15 protein-coding genes are annotated in these 15489 nt (G+C 69.0%); 7 read left to right on the top strand and 8 right to left on the bottom strand.

The window, feature by feature from the left end; genetic code table 11:
• Positions 1-943: acyl-CoA dehydrogenase (locus D452_RS0125955; RefSeq protein WP_026129691.1), on the top strand; the 943-nt coding region annotated here is incomplete at its 5' end.
• A gap of 332 nt (positions 944-1275) precedes the next feature.
• Here the strand turns inward: D452_RS0125955 and D452_RS0125950 are convergent.
• Complete coding sequence (locus D452_RS0125950; protein ID WP_017547052.1) at positions 1276-2028, bottom strand: MerR family transcriptional regulator; 753 nt, start codon at positions 2026-2028, stop codon at positions 1276-1278.
• Between the two features lie 494 nt (positions 2029-2522).
• Between D452_RS0125950 and D452_RS30540 the strand changes: the two genes are divergently transcribed.
• Positions 2523-2837: a hypothetical protein gene (locus D452_RS30540; RefSeq protein ID WP_152498644.1), complete on the top strand. Its 315-nt coding sequence runs from the start codon at positions 2523-2525 to the stop codon at positions 2835-2837.
• Positions 2838-3125: 288 nt separating this feature from the next.
• Here the strand turns inward: D452_RS30540 and D452_RS0125940 are convergent, their stop codons facing one another.
• The 4 genes from D452_RS0125940 to rpmG all read right to left on the bottom strand — a co-directional run bounded on the left by D452_RS0125940 (position 3126) and on the right by rpmG (position 6349).
• Positions 3126-5531 carry a lysylphosphatidylglycerol synthase transmembrane domain-containing protein gene (locus tag D452_RS0125940; protein WP_017547050.1) on the bottom strand — a complete coding sequence of 802 codons (2406 nt, stop codon included), beginning with the start codon at positions 5529-5531 and terminating at the stop codon, positions 3126-3128.
• Positions 5532-5652: 121 nt separating this feature from the next.
• Positions 5653-5823 carry a 50S ribosomal protein L32 gene (rpmF, locus tag D452_RS0125935; RefSeq protein ID WP_017547049.1) on the bottom strand — a complete coding sequence of 57 codons (171 nt, stop codon included), beginning with the start codon at positions 5821-5823 and terminating at the stop codon, positions 5653-5655.
• Between the two features lie 87 nt (positions 5824-5910).
• Positions 5911-6156, bottom strand: a complete 246-nt coding sequence (locus D452_RS0125930) for a type B 50S ribosomal protein L31 (protein ID WP_017547048.1) — start codon at positions 6154-6156, stop codon at positions 5911-5913.
• 28 nt (positions 6157-6184) lie between these two features.
• Positions 6185-6349 carry a 50S ribosomal protein L33 gene (gene rpmG, locus D452_RS0125925; protein ID WP_017547047.1) on the bottom strand — a complete coding sequence of 55 codons (165 nt, stop codon included), beginning with the start codon at positions 6347-6349 and terminating at the stop codon, positions 6185-6187.
• Positions 6350-6530: 181 nt separating this feature from the next.
• Between rpmG and D452_RS0125920 the strand changes: the two genes are divergently transcribed.
• On the top strand, positions 6531-8312 hold the full coding sequence (locus D452_RS0125920) for a PhoX family protein (RefSeq protein WP_017547046.1): 1782 nt from the start codon (positions 6531-6533) through the stop codon (positions 8310-8312).
• A 114-nt stretch (positions 8313-8426) separates the two neighbouring features.
• On the opposite strand, the gene D452_RS0125915 is transcribed toward D452_RS0125920, so the two are convergent.
• Both D452_RS0125915 and D452_RS0125910 read right to left on the bottom strand, forming a co-directional pair.
• Entirely contained in the window at positions 8427-8786 is a 360-nt protein-coding gene (locus tag D452_RS0125915; RefSeq protein ID WP_017547045.1) for an MmcQ/YjbR family DNA-binding protein, read from the bottom strand.
• A gap of 140 nt (positions 8787-8926) precedes the next feature.
• The gene (locus D452_RS0125910; protein ID WP_017547044.1) at positions 8927-9442 is read right to left on the bottom strand and encodes a lytic polysaccharide monooxygenase auxiliary activity family 9 protein; all 516 of its coding nucleotides are present in this window, start codon (positions 9440-9442) and stop codon (positions 8927-8929) included.
• 574 nt (positions 9443-10016) lie between these two features.
• Here D452_RS0125910 and D452_RS29015 point away from each other — a divergent pair.
• The 4 genes from D452_RS29015 (at position 10017) to D452_RS0125890 (ending at position 14661) form a co-directional block, all read left to right on the top strand.
• A complete protein-coding gene (locus D452_RS29015) occupies positions 10017-11228 on the top strand; it encodes an MFS transporter (RefSeq protein ID WP_017547043.1) in 1212 nt (403 codons plus the stop codon).
• A gap of 211 nt (positions 11229-11439) precedes the next feature.
• Entirely contained in the window at positions 11440-12000 is a 561-nt protein-coding gene (locus D452_RS0125900; protein WP_026129690.1) for a hypothetical protein, read from the top strand.
• A gap of 17 nt (positions 12001-12017) precedes the next feature.
• Positions 12018-13322, top strand: coding sequence for a 7-cyano-7-deazaguanine synthase (locus tag D452_RS0125895; RefSeq protein ID WP_017547041.1), 1305 nt, complete (start codon positions 12018-12020; stop codon positions 13320-13322).
• A 460-nt stretch (positions 13323-13782) separates the two neighbouring features.
• On the top strand, positions 13783-14661 hold the full coding sequence (locus tag D452_RS0125890; RefSeq protein WP_017547040.1) for a variant leucine-rich repeat-containing protein: 879 nt from the start codon (positions 13783-13785) through the stop codon (positions 14659-14661).
• 94 nt (positions 14662-14755) lie between these two features.
• Here the strand turns inward: D452_RS0125890 and D452_RS0125885 are convergent, their stop codons facing one another.
• Complete coding sequence (locus D452_RS0125885) at positions 14756-15469, bottom strand: NUDIX hydrolase (RefSeq protein ID WP_017547039.1); 714 nt, start codon at positions 15467-15469, stop codon at positions 14756-14758.
• Positions 15470-15489: the final 20 nt, after the last annotated feature.

Genomic DNA, 15489 nt, shown 5'->3' with positions numbered 1-15489 from the left:
CTCCCTCGGCGGGGAGCCACACCAGGGTCTTCGGCAGATGTTCCACATGATGAACCACGCCCGGATCGGAGTGGGGGCCGGAGCCATGGCGGCCGGTTACACCGGCTACCTGAAGTCACTCGGCTACGCCCGCGAACGGCTCCAGGGCCGCCTCCTCGGCGCGAAGGACCCCGGACAACCCCAGGTGCCGATCATCGAGCACACCGACGTGCGCCGCATGCTCCTGGCGCAGAAGAGCTACGTGGAGGGGGCTCTGGCCCTGGTCCTGTACTGCGCCCGGCTCGTGGACGAGGAGGCCAGCGCAGAGCCGGAGTCGGCTGAACGGGCGCACCTGCTCCTGGACGTGCTGACCCCCATCGTGAAGAGCTGGCCCTCGCAGTGGTGCCTGGAGGCCAACAGCCTCGCCATCCAGGTGCACGGCGGGTACGGGTACACGCGCGAGTACGACGTGGAGCAGCATTACCGGGACAACCGGCTCAACGCCATCCACGAGGGCACGCACGGCGTCCAGGCGCTCGACCTGCTGGGCCGCAAGGCCGTCCTGGACGCCGGGTCCCGGTTGTCACTCCTGTTGGAGACCGCCCGTGCCACCGTGGATCGCGCCCGCACCCTGGGCGGCGCCCCGACCGAGTACGCGGAACTCCTGTCAGCGGCCCTGGACCGCACGGCCGAGGCCACCGCCGCCGCCTGGTCCGACGGGGATCCGGCAGCGGCCCTGGCCAACGCCACCCCCTACCTGGAAGCGGTCGGCCACGTGGTGGTGGCGTGGATGTGGCTGGAGCAGCTCATCGCGGCTCACGGCAAGGAGGGCACCTTCTACGAGGGCAAGCGGGCCGCCGCCGCGTACTTCTTCCGCCACGAACTACCCCGCACCGAGGCCTGGTTCTCCCTGGTCGCCTCCCGTGACCGCACCGTACTGGACACTTCCCCGGACGTTCTGTAGGCGTCCGGTATCCGGGACCTCCAGCACGAACACGTGGCCGATGTCGGCTTCCTCGTATCCGTAGTCGGCATTGGCCACCCGCATGCGTTCCGGAGTGACCTCCACGATCCGAACCGTCACCGGCTCCGCGCGCTCCGGCAGGGTCAGGAGCCAGGGCTCGGCCAGACAGGCCAACCCCAAGGCATCCAGGACAGCACGGGCCTCAGGATCCGGAACCGGGCCCCCGACAGGGTGGCCGAACGCATTCACCGGCACGAACCCCTCACCCTCCGGTCTCAGATACCCGAGTACCTCCCCGTCCTCCCTTCGATGAGCCGTCCAGTGCGCGGGGATCACGAGCTCTCCCCCAGACGGTGCTCGGCGAAGACCTCCATGGCCTCGCGCTGGTAGTCGGCCAGCCCTGGGGCGACGCGCTCGTACACCTCACGCCAAGGACCCTCCTCCGCGTAGACCCGCCCCAGGTGAGCGAAGGCCTCCGCGTCCGGGGTCCACATCAGGCAGATCTGCCGGTAGTGCCACTCGACCTCGGCCTGCACCGGCGCGGCCCCCACCGGGGTGCCCGCTCTGAGGAAAGCGGCCATCCGGCCCATGCCCTCGGCCGCCTCCGCGCGCATCCGCTCGGCCTCGGCGGGAGTCATGGCATCCCCCGCCTCCCGAGCCCGTTCCCACTGCTCCGGCCACTCCTCACGTGCCCGCTCGGAGTAGTGGGCAGTGTCGAAGCCCTCGAAGAGCTCCTCCGGTCTGCTGGTCACGTCGTTTCCCTCCAGGGTGTCGACCGTGCGGCGCACGGTGTCGACGAGGACACTGAGACGGTCCCGTTCGGCTTCGAGGTCATGCAGGTGCTGCCGCAGCGCCGCCGCCTCCTCCTGTTCGGAGTCCAGGACGCGGCGGATGTCCGCCAGCCCCAGCCCGAGCTCGCGCATGACCAGGATGCGTTGGAGCCTGCGTAGCTCACGTTCGCCGTACCTGCGCAACCCGCCCGCCCCGGTGCTCTCCGGAGGCAGCAGGCCCACGTGGTGGTAGTGACGCAGCGTCCGGGAGGTCACCCCGCTCATCCGGCAGACCTCACCCATCGACCACGACATCCCGTCTCCCCTCGTCAGACCGGACCTTCCGGCCCCAGAAACGACGCTAGGCGTTGACGCAACGTCAACCGCAACCGGCCACCATCCTCGTCACGATCGTCATTCTCAATCCGATTCATCGAACGCCCTCGCAGCCCGACTGCGCCCCCAACCCGACTGGCCCCGGCCTCCGCCCGACTCATCTCCGGCACACGAAGTCTGGGAGCAACCAGTGGAAATATGACATTCTGCAACGATTTCACTCTACTGCTACACAAAAATGGTCGTCGAATCGCCTATCCACCAGCAATCCAATGACCTCTTGTGGCCAATCCCAGCAGAGCTTCGTCGCCGGATGGTACCTAGGTACAGCCCTTCCTTCCCCCAGCATTCGGAGGTTTCCGTGGCCGCACGCAACTTCAAGGGCCAATACTCAGACTGGCCGTGGACCGCCGCCATCATCATCTGCCTGGTGATCCTGGCAGCCGCTCTCAACCGCTGACGAGGAGGCACGGATGACCACCCCCGGAGTGTGTCCGTACTGCGAGCGCCGGATAGGCGCGCGGGCCGACGGCCGCCGAAAGAAGCACTACATCAACGAGACGAGCGCCTGGGCGCTGCTCTCCTACGCACTGTTGGAATGCCGAGGATCCTCCGACCAAGGAGCCGTGCCGAACTACCGGACCATCAGCGAGTCCAAGAAACGGCGTGGAGGAAAAATGCGCTGCCTGGCCTGCGATAAGTGGGTTCCCCAGACCTCCACGTTTCGCCCGGCGAAGCATGCCCATGATGGCAGGCCGTGCAAGGGGTGGCGCGACAACCAACGCTGAAGTCGCGACCTTTGCGTCGTAGATTCGTTGCGTTGCAGAGGAATCTTCTCTCACCCCGTGCTGAGTTGGCACGGGGCGGTTTTCGTCGTCGGGCTCCGCGGGATTCGTTCCAGGCCGTCCCGCCGCCCTTCCTAGGACAGCGGTCCATCCCCGCGTGCGCGGGGCTCACACTTAACGACCTGCGGCAACGCGAGCCGTCATCTTCGCTTGATCATTGCACCGGCATCCTCTGGCACACATCCTGACAGACATCGACACGGCCGAACCAGCTCCCCGATCGCTGAGGGCTCAGATGGCCTCGCGGCGTTGCAGATAGCTGAAGGCAGCCCAGCCGGGCAGGACCGGGAACCAGAAGGTGAGCACCCTGAACAGCAGGACGGCGGGCAGGGCCACGTCGGCGGGCATCGCGGTGAGCGTGGTGAGCCCGCCGATCAGCGCGGCCTCGACCGCACCGAGGCCGCCCGGGGTGGGGGCGGCCGAACCGATGGCGTTTCCAGCGAGGAAGACCACGGCCACCGCGACCAGGCTCACCTCCACTCCGGGCCCGGCGAAGGCCAGGACCGAGAAGTGCAGGCACAGCACGAAGGCCACGGTCAGCAGCAGAGTTCCGCCCACGCCGAGGACGAGACTGGCCGGACGTTGGAACAGGTCCAGGAGTTGCGGCAGGGTCCCGGTGAGGTAGGGGCGCAGACGCGATCCGACAGCTCGGCGCAACCGGGGGTGCAGCAGCACGGTGCCCACGCTGACGGTCGCGATGATGGCGATGACGGTCACGGTAGGCGAGGGGCTGAAGCCCGTCCAGTACGAGGTCCCGGTCAGGTACGCGCACACCAGGAGCAGCGGCACGTGGACCAGGAAGCCCACGAGCTGAGTGAGGCCCACGGCGGACAGGGACAGTGAGGTGGGCACCCCGGACTTGATCACGTACCGGCTGTTGATCGCGATCGAGCCCAGTCCGGCCGGGGCGGCGATGCGCACGAAGGACGCCGCGTACTGCACCAGGACGGTGCGCCACCAGGGCAGGGGTGCCGGGACGAAGCCGATCAGCACCATGGCGGCGGCGACCATGCAGGTGGTGGCCATGGCCAGGGCCGCCAGGGTCCATCCCGGGTCCGCGTAGCGGATGGTTCCGAGTTCCACCCCGGAGAGCTGGTAGACCAGCACGAGCCCGACCAGGGTGACCACCACGAAGCTGACGATGGTGCGCGGGCGCATCCGCTCCAGGCGGGCGGGTTCGGTGGGTGCCTCGGGGGAGACCGCCGCGATGTGGCGCCGCAGGTCCCCCATGAGCGAGCGGTCGGCTCGGCGCAGTGCGGCCCGGAGCGCGTGGGGCAGACCCGCGGGTTGCAGCATCGGGAGAATGGCGGCCGTGGCGGACACGCCCAGGGCCCGCACGGCCGAGGACACCGCGCGGTCGGCGCCCACGTGCAGCGCCAACAGGGTGACCATCGCTGCGGTGTCCAGGGCCGTGCGGATCTGCGGCGCGGCAACCGCGCCACGGTCGACCCCGGTGAGCGCGGCGGTGACGGGGTGTCTGGCCTCCGCGTGCCGGTCGAGCACCCCGACGGTGGTGCCGTTCAGGTTTCCGTGAGCCACGCGGCGCCGGTGCAGCAGGCTGAGCTGGCGCCAGAGGTCGTCGAGCAGGGAGTCGCTGATCCGTCCCGGCTCCAGGGTGTCGAGGCCCCGGATCCGGGAGCGTTCTCGGGCCAGGAGGATCCTGCCGGGGGTGAGTTCGCCCAGGGCCAGGACGCGGGGGGCGTCCACCCCGGCCTCACGCGCTGCGGCGCTCATGAGCGCGGCGTGTTCGGCGCGTCTGCGCGCACCGTAGAGCATCCGGGGGGCGACGGGGCCGCGCAGAAGAAGAAGGTCGCGCAGGCGCAGCCAGAACCCGCTGGTGTTCTCGGAGTTGAGGACGGAGAGCTCGATCTGGCGCCCGTCGGCGAGGTCGGCGAAGTAGAGGGCGTCACCTCCGCGGTCGGTTCCGGCGGGAGTGATGCGGTCCGCGGTCAGGTCGAAGCGGTGGAGCTCGGCGTGGATGCGGCCGGTCGCGGGTGGCGGAACGCTGGTGCCGACGGCGTAGCGGCTCAGCGCGGCGCAGGTGAGGCCGACGAGGATGGTGAACAGGACCGCGAGGATGCTGGTGACCCCGGCCATAACTGAGGTGGCGGCGATCGCGGCGTTGGTGCCCCACAGCAGGGTGCGCACGCGAGGCTGCCCGGTGGGCATGGTGCGGGCGAACGCGATTCCCGCCGCGACGTAGCCGAGGGTGGCGGCGGTGAGGACGTCGTCGGGCAGGCCGGGCAGCGGGGCCGCACTGTAGGTGGCGTCCTCCAGGACGGAGTTCACGTAGGACGTCATCGCGTAGGCCGCCACCGCCGCGACGATCGCTCGTGTCAGCTCCCGCAGCTCGGCGACGAACAGCGAGCGCAGGACGACGTAGACGAACAGGACGATGAGCAGCAGGTTGGCGCCGAGCGCGACGGCGAACAGCAGCCACGACGGGATCACCGCGCGGAGCTGGCTGGCGTCGTCGGTGGGCGCGCCGTCGGCGATGGCGTCGCTCACCAGGAGTAGGACCACGAAGACCAGGAACAGCCCGGCGATCCCGATGAGGAGGTCGACGGGGCTGCGTGGTGCCCTCGCGGCGGCACGGCCGGGGGTGGGGGCCGGTGTGTCGGTTGGGGTTGTTGTCACGAAAACTAGCCTGCCCGACCCATGAGGATTCGGTCGTCAGGGCCGAGGGTGTTTCGTCCTGCCCGTTCCGCATCGCGGCGCCGCCGGGAGTCTCCCGGCGGCGCCGTGGGGGTGGGTCGTTCTAGTCCGGAAGGGGGACGAGCCCGCGCTGGTAGGCACGAACGAGGTTGCGGGGGACGCGGTACTCACGGCCGCTGATGTGGACGGTGACCAGGTCGGGGGTCCTGGCCTTCCACTGGGAGCGGCGCGTGCGGGTGTTGGACCGCGACATCCTGCGCTTGGGTACGGCCATGCGAGCGGTTCCTCTCTGTTCGGGAAGCCCTGGCGGGCAGTGGATCGGGGCGACGGGCCCGGTGCCGTCGCCCCGGTCGGGTCGCGGTTACTTGCGCTGGTAGCGGCGCTGGAAGCGCTCCACCCGGCCGGCGGTGTCCACCACGCGGGCGTTGCCGGTGTAGAAGGGGTGGCTGGCGCTGGAGATGTCGACGTCGATCACCGGGTAGGTGCGGCCGTCCTCCCACTCGACGGTCTTGTCGCTGCCGCGGGTGGACCGGGTGAGGAAGGCGTAGTCGGCCGCCTTGTCGCGGAAGACGACGTGCTGGTACGTGGGGTGGATGTTCTTCTGCATGTGGGTCTCCGTTGGGTGCGCGCCTGGGTCAGCGTTCCTCACGGAACTCGACGTGGCGGCGGAGCTTGGGGTCGTACTTCCTCAGGACCAGGCGGTCGGGGGTGTTGCGGCGGTTTTTCCGGGTCACGTAGGTGGTCCCGGTGCCCTCCGTCGACCGGAGTTTGATGACGGGCCGAACGTCGTTGCGTGCCATGGGCGCCTCCTCGGGTTGTCAGGCCTTTCAACCACACGATAACGGTTTTCATTCCCACTCGAACCACGCCCCCCAATGACGCCACCACGGAGCGCCACGCGCCCGAATGCGCAGGAAAAACTACTTATTGTGATTACCTCATGACAAAGCGTGTTCACGAGCATCCGGCCGGAGGAGAACCATGGCGTCACAACACGGACCCAACCGTCGTCAGGTCCTGCGTGGCGGAGCGGGGCTCGGGGTCCTGACCACGGCCGCCCTGTTCGGCGACGCCTTCCGCCCCGCCATGGCCGCCCCCGACACCGGATCGGCCCCCACCTTCACCGGGGTACCGGTCGCCCACACCGACGGTGTCTCCGTTCCTCCCGGGTACACCGCCCGCGTCCTGCTCCCCTGGGGCGCGCCACTGCACCGGGGCGTCCCGGCGTGGCGACCCGACGCCTCCGACACGGCGACGGAGGCCGCGCGCCAGGTGGGCACCGGCCACAGCGGACTGCGCTACGTCCCCCTGCATCCCGGCCACGACGGCGGGCGACGCGGACTGCTCGTGCTCAACCACTCCTGGCTGGACCCGGTGCTGCTGCACGCGGACGGAGGGCGCTCGGCCACAGCGGCCCGCACCGCCAAGGAGATGGCCTCCCTCGGGATGACCGTGGCGCGGGTCGAACTCACGGACGGCCGTTGGAGGGTGATCGACGACGAACTCAACAGGCGACTCACCGCCACCTCCCCCACCACCCTGTCCGGTCCCCTCGCCGGGCACCGGAGCCTGGAGACCGCCGCCGACCCGGTCGGAGTCGTCGGTGGCACCGCGCACGCCACCACCCCCTGGGGAACCTGCCTGACCGGGGAGGACGCCATCGCCGACCTCTTCGGCACCCGGACCCAGGGCTGGACCGCCACCGAGTCCCAGCGCCGGTACGGACTCGGCCCAGGTGAGGCCTCCCACGGCTGGCATGCCCACGAGGACCGGTTCGACCTGGCCCGTGAGCCCAACGAGGCGCACCGGTTCGGCTGGACCGTGGAGATCGACCCGCTGGACCCTTCCGCGCCCCCGGTCAAGCACACCGCCATGGGCCGACTCGCGCACGGGGGCGCCGCTGTCTGCGAGTCACGGGGCCGGGCGGTGGTCTACATGAGCGACCCGACCCACCTGTACAAGTTCGTGGCCGAACGTCCCTGGCGGGACGCACAGAACAGCCGGGGCCCGGGTCCTTTGGACGAGGGAGTCCTCCACGCCGCCCGCCTGGGCTCCGACGGGCTGGGCACCTGGCTCCCCCTCGTCCATGGTCGTACTGGACTGACCTCGGGTGACGGATTCGCCGACCAGGCGGACGTGCTGCTGAGGGCACGTGAGGCCGCCGACGCCGTGGGGGCGACCGAGCTGCGGGGACCGGGGACACCCGCGGTGCACCCCGAGACCGGGACGGTCTACTGCACCGAGGCCTCCGGGGACGACGGCGGTCGTGTGCTGTCGTGGACCGAGGGCGCCAGCGACCACGGCGCCACCCTGTTCTCCTGGCAGGAGTTCGCCCGGGCCGGGGGGCCGTCCGGACAGGGGCGGGAGGCGGCGGTCTTCGCCGCCCCGGGCGGGGTCCACTGCGGCGAGGACGGCCGGCTGTGGATCAGGACCGACGTGGTCCGGCTCGGCGACACCTCCGAGGGCACGCGCGAACAGGTGGGCAACAGCGCGCTGTTGTGCGCCGACCCCGAGAGCGGGGAGGTGCGCCGGTTCCTGACCGGCCCGCGTGGTTGCGGGATCGCGGGGACGGCGGCCACTCCCGACCAGCGGACCCTGTTCGTGACGGTGCAGGGGCCCGGTTCGGCGGTGGACCAGCTGGGCGCGCCCACGGTGGAGGATCCGCGCGCGGTGAGCAACTGGCCGGGGTTCGATCCGGTCGGCCGCCCCCGGTGCGGGGTCGTGGTGGTGCGCAAGGACGACGGCGGGATCATCGGGACCTGACCCGGCCGCCGGAGGGACCGTCGGCCAGGTCCGTCGGCCGCGAGGCGGGCCCCATCCACCAGGAGAAGGGGCGGCCGACGCGGACCAGGGAACAGACGGTCTCGGTGATCCGAGTCAGGCACGCACCAGCGCCTCCGGGGTGGGCGGTGCGACGAGCAGCTCCTCGGGGGCGGTCAGATACCAGGCCTCCAGGGTCAGTTCGCTGAGTTCCTCGAGGTCGACGCCGTCCAGGTGGACCACCACCCACCCGAACCCGCCCGCCGTGAACTGCTTCTCGAACACCTCGGGCCGTTCGGCGACCAACGCCGCCTGTTCGATCAGCGACTGCTTCAACCCCACCGTGGCGGTCCGCGGCCACAGGTAGCCGAAGGGCCGCCCTCGCACACGGAACGTCGTGTAGCGCTCCGAGTCCTGGCCATCACACTCGGGAAGCGCGCGCACCAACCGCAGGAACCGCTCGATCTCAACACCCATGAGACGAGACAACCACACGCCACCGACATCGGCACGGCCACCCGATTCGTCCGCGCCCGCCCCACCACCCCCGTGACAGAAGGCGCCCCGGCCCGTGGACTGGCACGGGCCGGGGCGCGACGTGTCTCAGCACACCCTCATCAGCGGATGTTGACGTCGACGCAGGCGTAGAAGGCGTTGCCCGTGTCAGCCACGTTCCAGCGGGCGAGGACGGTCTGGCGTCCGCTGTAGCCCGAGAGGTTGACGTTGTGGCTGAAGTTCGCCGGCGGCCGGGCGCCGTTGTCGTTGAAGCTGGCGATCCGGTTGCCGTTGATGAAGTACTCCCACGTGGAGGTGGAGTGCGCGGCGGTGATCGTCCAGCTGAAGGTGGCGTTGGTGCTGACGTCCGAGACGCGCCAGCCGTAGTTGTTGTTGTCCAGCTCGGAGAAGCGCGAGTTGCCACCAGAGCAGCTCATCAGGCCCTTCGGGCCCTCGACGCTCTGCGGCTCCCAGCGGATCTGACCACACTCGACCACACCGGCGGCGCACTGGGCCTGCCGGCTCTGGGGGTTGGAGATGTAGCCGTGGGCGCTCGCCGTCCCGGCGGGCATCAGGGTGAAGAGGAGGGCGGTGGCGGCGGCCACGGCGGCGGTGGAACGGAGCTTGGGGAACTTCATCAGGTCTCGCCCTTCTGGGGGTCACGAACACCCGGAGCACGCCGGGGTCGTCGCGGGGGACCCGGGCCGTTCTCGGGCCCAGGACGGCTCGGTTCGCGTCCATGGGGGTCGAACAATTCCCTGTGTTCGCGAGGATCGGCGCCTACAGGAATTCGGAATTCTCGGTCATTCCTCAACCTGTTGCCGAGCAGAGTAAGCAGCGCGTAATTCGCCCGTCAAGACCTCTCCCAGCCTTGGAACCGGGTACCAGAATCCGGTTTCTCCACTGGTACTGACAGGACCGCATCAGAACGAACCTCCAAACTGGAAAGACTCTTATCAGATCTGCGACTGGTCTACTGAAAACCCTGCGGTATTCTCTTCCGGGATCACCTTCGACAACAGTGAGAACTGTCCTCGAAGACAGATTCCCTTCCCTTCGCCGGAAGCGTCCCACCTCGACACCACCGGCACCGGGAGCCCCGGAGGACGACACGCCCCCGGCCTCCCCCTCGGCCGCACCCACCTCCCGTGCGAGGGCCGATCCACACGGCAGGTGACCGCTCCCCACGACGCTTCGACGAAGGAACACCTCATGCCCGACCCCACTGGCACGCGGAGGTCAACGCCCCCTCCGCACCGCTCCCTCCTCGTTCTCCTGGCGGCGATCTCGGTGCTCCCCGTGACGGTGCACCTTCCGGCCCTGCCGGAGATCGCCGCCACCTATGGGACCAGCTTCGCCCTGGTCAACCTCTCGATCGCCGGGTACGCGATCGCCACCGTGACGGCCGAAGCGGCCTCCGGAGCCCTGTCGGACCGGTACGGCCGCCGCCCGGTCGTGCTCGTCTCCGTCACGGTCTTCACGTTCGCCTCCCTCGGCTGCGCGATGGCGCCCACCATCGAGATCTTCCTCATCTGCCGAATGTCGCAGGCAGCGATCGCCGCGTGCTTTTCCGTGGCGATGGTCGCCATCAAGGAAACGTCGCGCGGTGACGACGCCGTTCGGAGAATCGGATTCGCCGGAATGGGTTGGGCACTCGCACCCATGCTCGGAACCATCCTCGGCGGAACTCTCGACGATCTCTTCGGGTGGCGCTCGATCTTCTTCGTGCTCGCGGTCATCGGAGGATTGGTTCTCCTGGTGTCAATGCGACACATGACGGAGACGTCCATCCGTTCGGACGCGCCCGGTCGTGATTTCCCGTCCGCGCTCCGGCGCATTCTGGCCTCACCGCGTTTTTGGACCTACTCCCTCTGTATGGCCTGCTCCATGGGCACCCTCTACGTCTTCCTGGGCGGCGCTCCACTAGTCATGGACCGGGACTTCGGTGGTTCGGGGGTCGCCCTCGGCCTGTACATGGCCATGATCCCCGGCGGTTTCGTCCTGGGCAGCTACCTCGCTGGGACCCTCGGCCCCCGTGTGTTCCGCGCCCGCCTGCTCGTTCTGGCGCGCTCCCTCACCTGCGCGGCCCTCCTCGCGGGCCTGGTGATCGCTGTGACCTGGGACCTCCACCCACTGGCCCTCTTCGCGTCCTGCGCGTTCGTCGGGGTGGGCAACGGGCTGACCACACCCGTCGTCAACACGGCGGTGATGTCCGAGCAGGAGGACCTGGCCGGCACGGCGCTGGGCGTGTCCGCCGCGGTCTCCATCGGCGGTGGTGCGTTGGTGTCCTCCCTGGCAGGCCCGGCCCTCAGCGACGTCGACTCCGCCAGCGGCCTGCTCCTGCTCCTGCTGGCACCCGCAGCACTCGCGCTGGTCGCCGCGATCCTCGCCGCAGTCGCCGACCGGACCACCACCGGCGAGTGACCCGGCTCCCACAGGTCGTGAGGAGAGTTCCAGCGGTTCGGCCGAGCCCCACGCAACCCTCCCTCCGTGTCGCCGCACCCTTCCCACTGGCGCGGGCCGCGTAACGGGCAGTTCGCCCCTTGGCCGAAAGTTGCCAACGTCTCCCCCGGCATTGCCTTCCGTGATCACTCGGGTGATTCTCGGAACAGCCGACCGGATCGGAGCTCAACGCGTGCCGGACGACGACCGACACACACGGGACCGAGTACGCACCCTGGACCCCCTCGACATCGCACTACGCGAGCGGGCGAGGAAGCGTCGCGAATCCGGAGCCTCTCCGGACCAGTTGACGATCCCCGAAGCCGAGGTCCGGCCCCCGTTGAGGAGGACCCTGGACACGGTCCTGGAGAAGCTCGGGAAACCCGACCTCGACCACGCCGCCCGGCGCACGCGGAAGCTGGCCAGGACCCTGAGGGACGACGGCCCGGAGAGCCTCGACCTGTGCGCCGGCCACCGCACGTCGGGCACGCAAGCCCTCGTCGACCAGGCGATCGGCACCGTGCTCGCCAGCTGCGCCCCGGAGGATCTCATCGAGGCCGACGAGGGACTGGCCCTGCGGATCGGCGAGGAGTTCGCCCGCGGAGCAATACGCCGCTACGCCCTGGACCGTGTCTCACCGTTCACAGGGGACTACGGCCCGGACGCGCAGGACGCACTGGACCTCCTCGAACTGGCCGACCTCACCCTCACTTCGACGATCCTGCGCGGACTGGTCAGTGACCTCATGCGCTGACCTCCCTTGGAGCCCCCGTGCCACGCGAAGCGACCACCAGGGTCACCTACTCTTCCGACCTCGAACCCGAACTGAGGGCGTTCGACCAGGACACCGACATCCTCAAGGTCATCCCCGAGTTGATCGTCGACTACCTGGACGACGACCACCTGGCAGCGGACCTGTGGACGATCGCCGCGACGGCCTTCGCCGTCGACCGCAACCTTCGACGCCCGGCGCTGAACTCGTGGCGCAAGGGCCAGGAGTGGCACCGAACCATCAGCACCACCTTCCCCGTACGGAACCCCGCGTGGTGGGCCCAACGCACGGCTGACGTGGAGGCTCCACTCAACTGGCTGACCGCCGACACCTGGCACATCGAGTTCACACAGGGCGGGCCGGTCCCGAACCAAGCGTCCCTGTTCAGCAACGCGGAGCTCCACCTCGAGGGCGCGACGGCGCTCTTCTCCGGCGGGCTCGATTCGGTGTGCGGCATCATCGCCGACCTCGAGGAAGAAGGCGATCCCCTCCACGCCATCTCCGTCAGCACCAACAACCGCATGGAGAACCAACAGAAGCGCGTCCACGACACCCTTCGGAACGCGGATTCGCGACTGCGTTCCTGGAGCCCCTTCAGGCTCCAGGTCCGACTGAGCAACCGAGAGAGCACCGCTCGTTCACGGGGATTCGTCTTCCTGACCGCGGGGGTGCTCTCCGCGATCGCGCGTGGCACGAACTCGCTCCGCCTCTATGAGAACGGCCCGGGGGCGCTCAACCTGGCGCTGTCTCGGGGCCAGGTCGGCGCCCAGGCAGCGAAGGCGGTCCACCCGAAGACCCTGCGGTACATGGAACATCTCGCCAGGGCGGTCACCGGGGACAGCGAGTTCCAGATCGAGAACCGGGCCTTCGAAAGGACCAAAGCCGAGATGGTCCGACGGGTTCCCGCACACTTCGACGGGGCCCTGGCCGCCTCGGTCTCCTGCGACACCGGCTTCTCCCACCACGAAGGCGGCGATGCCCCTGCTCACTGCGGCAGGTGCAGTTCCTGTGTCCTCCGTCGCCAGGCCCTGGCCGCGGCCGGGCGGAACATCCCCACACCGGTCAGGGGTGTTCCCCGACGCAAGGACGACCACCCGAGGCTCATGGCGTGGCAGGTCGCGCGGCTGCGCCATGTTCTCCGCGACGGATTCGACTGGGTGCGCATGGTTCGGGAGTTCCCCGACATCGTGTGTGACCCGCGCTCTTTCCTCCCCGAGCGCCGCGAGGTCCTGCTCCGGGTGTTCACCGAGTACGCCAGCGAGTGGGACCTCCCGGCGGTGATCAAGGAGTTCGCCGAGGAGTGACCGCCATGAGTGAACGCCGGACGAAAGACTGGCAGCCCTCGATCTCGGTTCTCCCTTCTTCGAGCGAGCACGCACACAAGGCCGATCCAACCATTCGTACCCGACGACTTCATTACCTCACGGTCCCAGACCTCCTCCCAGGAGAACTCCCCGCGCGGGCCGTCGAAGCGACCACTGACAAACAGAAGTCGAGCATGGGAACCCAGTTCCTCAAGTACATATGATGACCAGCGGAGATATCACCCCGCACCCGAATGGCACACGATCGACCTGCTGCGTGGCCGGGACTTCCGCGCAAGTGGGAACATCGAGCACACAGTTCTTCCTGGTGTTGGAAGCCCTGCGCAAAGGCCGCGTGTCGCAGGTACTTAAGGCTCTCGGTGAAATCGACTTACAGCGCGGTGATACCTTGGCGAATCGACACACTGGGTATCACCTGACACACCCCCAAGGAGCACGAGTGAACCCGCCTGGGCCGCGCGATCCCGCCAGCTATTCCGCTCAGGAACTGGCCGACCCCCGCATCGACTCGATGACCCTGAGGCAGATCGGCGCCGTGCGCCCGGATCTGTGGCGGCTGATCCACGACCACCCGAATTGCGACAGGGAACTCGCCGAATACATTCGGCGGAACACCCCTCCCGCAGCCCAGCCGCAGGGGCCTCAGCAGCCCACGGGCAGCCAGCAGCAGCCTCCGCACGGTTTCCAGCCACCTGGCGCGCACCCGCAGGACCCGCCGCCGCACGGAGGCCAGCCGGGCCAGGCCTCACAGGGTGCGCAGCAGATCGCCTCGGGTGCCAAGGAACTGGCCAAGGGCGCTAGGACCTACTTCACCACCACCGTCGCCCCCGCGGCCGTGGGCGCGGCTCAGACCGTCAGTCAGCGGTCCGGCCAGGCACCCGGGGCCGTGCACTGGTCCATCTGGTTCCGGTTCGCGATTCCCGCGCTCGCCCTCGTCGCCATCATCTCGCTGTTCCTGCCGCTCGCGTCGGTGTCCTACATGGGGTACTCCGAGAGCATCAACTACTTCTCCCCGGACGCCCCCGACGGCGAGGGGGCGATCATGCTCACCTTCTTCGTGGTGGTCATCGTCTTCGGCGTCGTGTCACTGGTGACGGGGAAGAAGTGGGCCCTCATCACCGCGGCGGTCATCGCCATCATCGCCGGGCTCTTCGGCACGATCAACGGCCTCGGCACCGCTTCCTCCGTCAACAACCAGGGCATCGGCTCCGTCGGCGCCGGGGCGATCTTCCTGGGGCTCTCAAGCCTGGCACTGGTCGCCTCCGCGATCGTCACGCTCCTGCCCCAGAAGCAGCAGCCCACTCCCCCACAGTTCTGAGAGGCACCAGAGCCCCTCGCCCCAGCACGGTTGAGGACGAGCGGACCAACGTGTCCTCCGGCGCCGCCGGGGGACACGTCGTCGTCCCGGTGGTTCAGCTGGCCGAGCGAAGGAACGGCGGACTGAGCAGGGTCGCCTCCCCCTTGCGGTAGAGGGCTGCCGGTCGGCCGGTGGCCTGGGGGCGCTGGTCACCGGTGGCTTCCAGGAACCCCTCGGCTCTGGTGGCTCTTCGCCGGAAGTTGCTGGGGTCCAGCGCACGACCCCACACGACCTCGTAGACGTTGCGCAGTTCGGGCAGGGTGAAGGGTTCGCGACAGAAGGTCGTGGCCACGGTGGTGTACTCCAGAGTCCGTCTCGTGCGCTCCAGCGCGTCCGCGACGATGCCTGCGTGGTCGAAGGCCAGCGCGTCGCCTTGGTCGAGGAGGTCGGGTACGGCCGCCCAGTAGGCGTGAGCGGCGTCCGTACCGCCCTCGGGGGTGGGCAGGTTCGGTCCAAGAGCGAGGTAGGCGACCGTGACGACCCTGCCCCGAGGGTCCCTGCCAGGGTCCCCGTAGGCACCGAGCTGTTCCAGGTGCAACAGGGCGCCGTCGATCGCGGTCTCCTCCAGGAGTTCCCGGTGGGCGCCCTCGTCCAGGGTCTCGTCCGCGCGCACCCGCCCTCCGGGCAGGGCCGCGCGCCCCTGGTAGGGCTCGGTCCCCCTTTCCACGAGAAGCACCATCAGCCTGCCCTCCCTGATGGTGAAGATGGTCAGATCCACGGTCACCAGCGACAACGCGACCCCCGTGGACCCCTTCAGCCGGTCATCCACCGCATTCTCCTTAAAGGTCA

Source organism: Nocardiopsis prasina DSM 43845 (assembly GCF_000341265.1).
Classification (GTDB): Bacteria; Actinomycetota; Actinomycetes; order Streptosporangiales; family Streptosporangiaceae; genus Nocardiopsis; species Nocardiopsis prasina.
Note: the sequence above shows the minus strand (reverse complement) of the source record. Positions and strands in the feature narration are given on the sequence as shown.

Coding starts and splice junctions, on each gene's coding strand:
- D452_RS0125950 (WP_017547052.1), bottom strand. CDS start 2,028: ATGTCGTGGTCGATGGGTGAGGTCTGCCGGATGAGCGGGGTGACCTCC.
- D452_RS30540 (WP_152498644.1), top strand. CDS start 2,523: ATGACCACCCCCGGAGTGTGTCCGTACTGCGAGCGCCGGATAGGCGCG.
- rpmF (WP_017547049.1), bottom strand. CDS start 5,823: ATGGCCGTACCCAAGCGCAGGATGTCGCGGTCCAACACCCGCACGCGC.
- D452_RS0125930 (WP_017547048.1), bottom strand. CDS start 6,156: ATGCAGAAGAACATCCACCCCACGTACCAGCACGTCGTCTTCCGCGAC.
- rpmG (WP_017547047.1), bottom strand. CDS start 6,349: ATGGCACGCAACGACGTTCGGCCCGTCATCAAACTCCGGTCGACGGAG.
- D452_RS0125920 (WP_017547046.1), top strand. CDS start 6,531: ATGGCGTCACAACACGGACCCAACCGTCGTCAGGTCCTGCGTGGCGGA.
- D452_RS0125915 (WP_017547045.1), bottom strand. CDS start 8,786: ATGGGTGTTGAGATCGAGCGGTTCCTGCGGTTGGTGCGCGCGCTTCCC.
- D452_RS0125910 (WP_017547044.1), bottom strand. CDS start 9,442: ATGAAGTTCCCCAAGCTCCGTTCCACCGCCGCCGTGGCCGCCGCCACC.
- D452_RS29015 (WP_017547043.1), top strand. CDS start 10,017: ATGCCCGACCCCACTGGCACGCGGAGGTCAACGCCCCCTCCGCACCGC.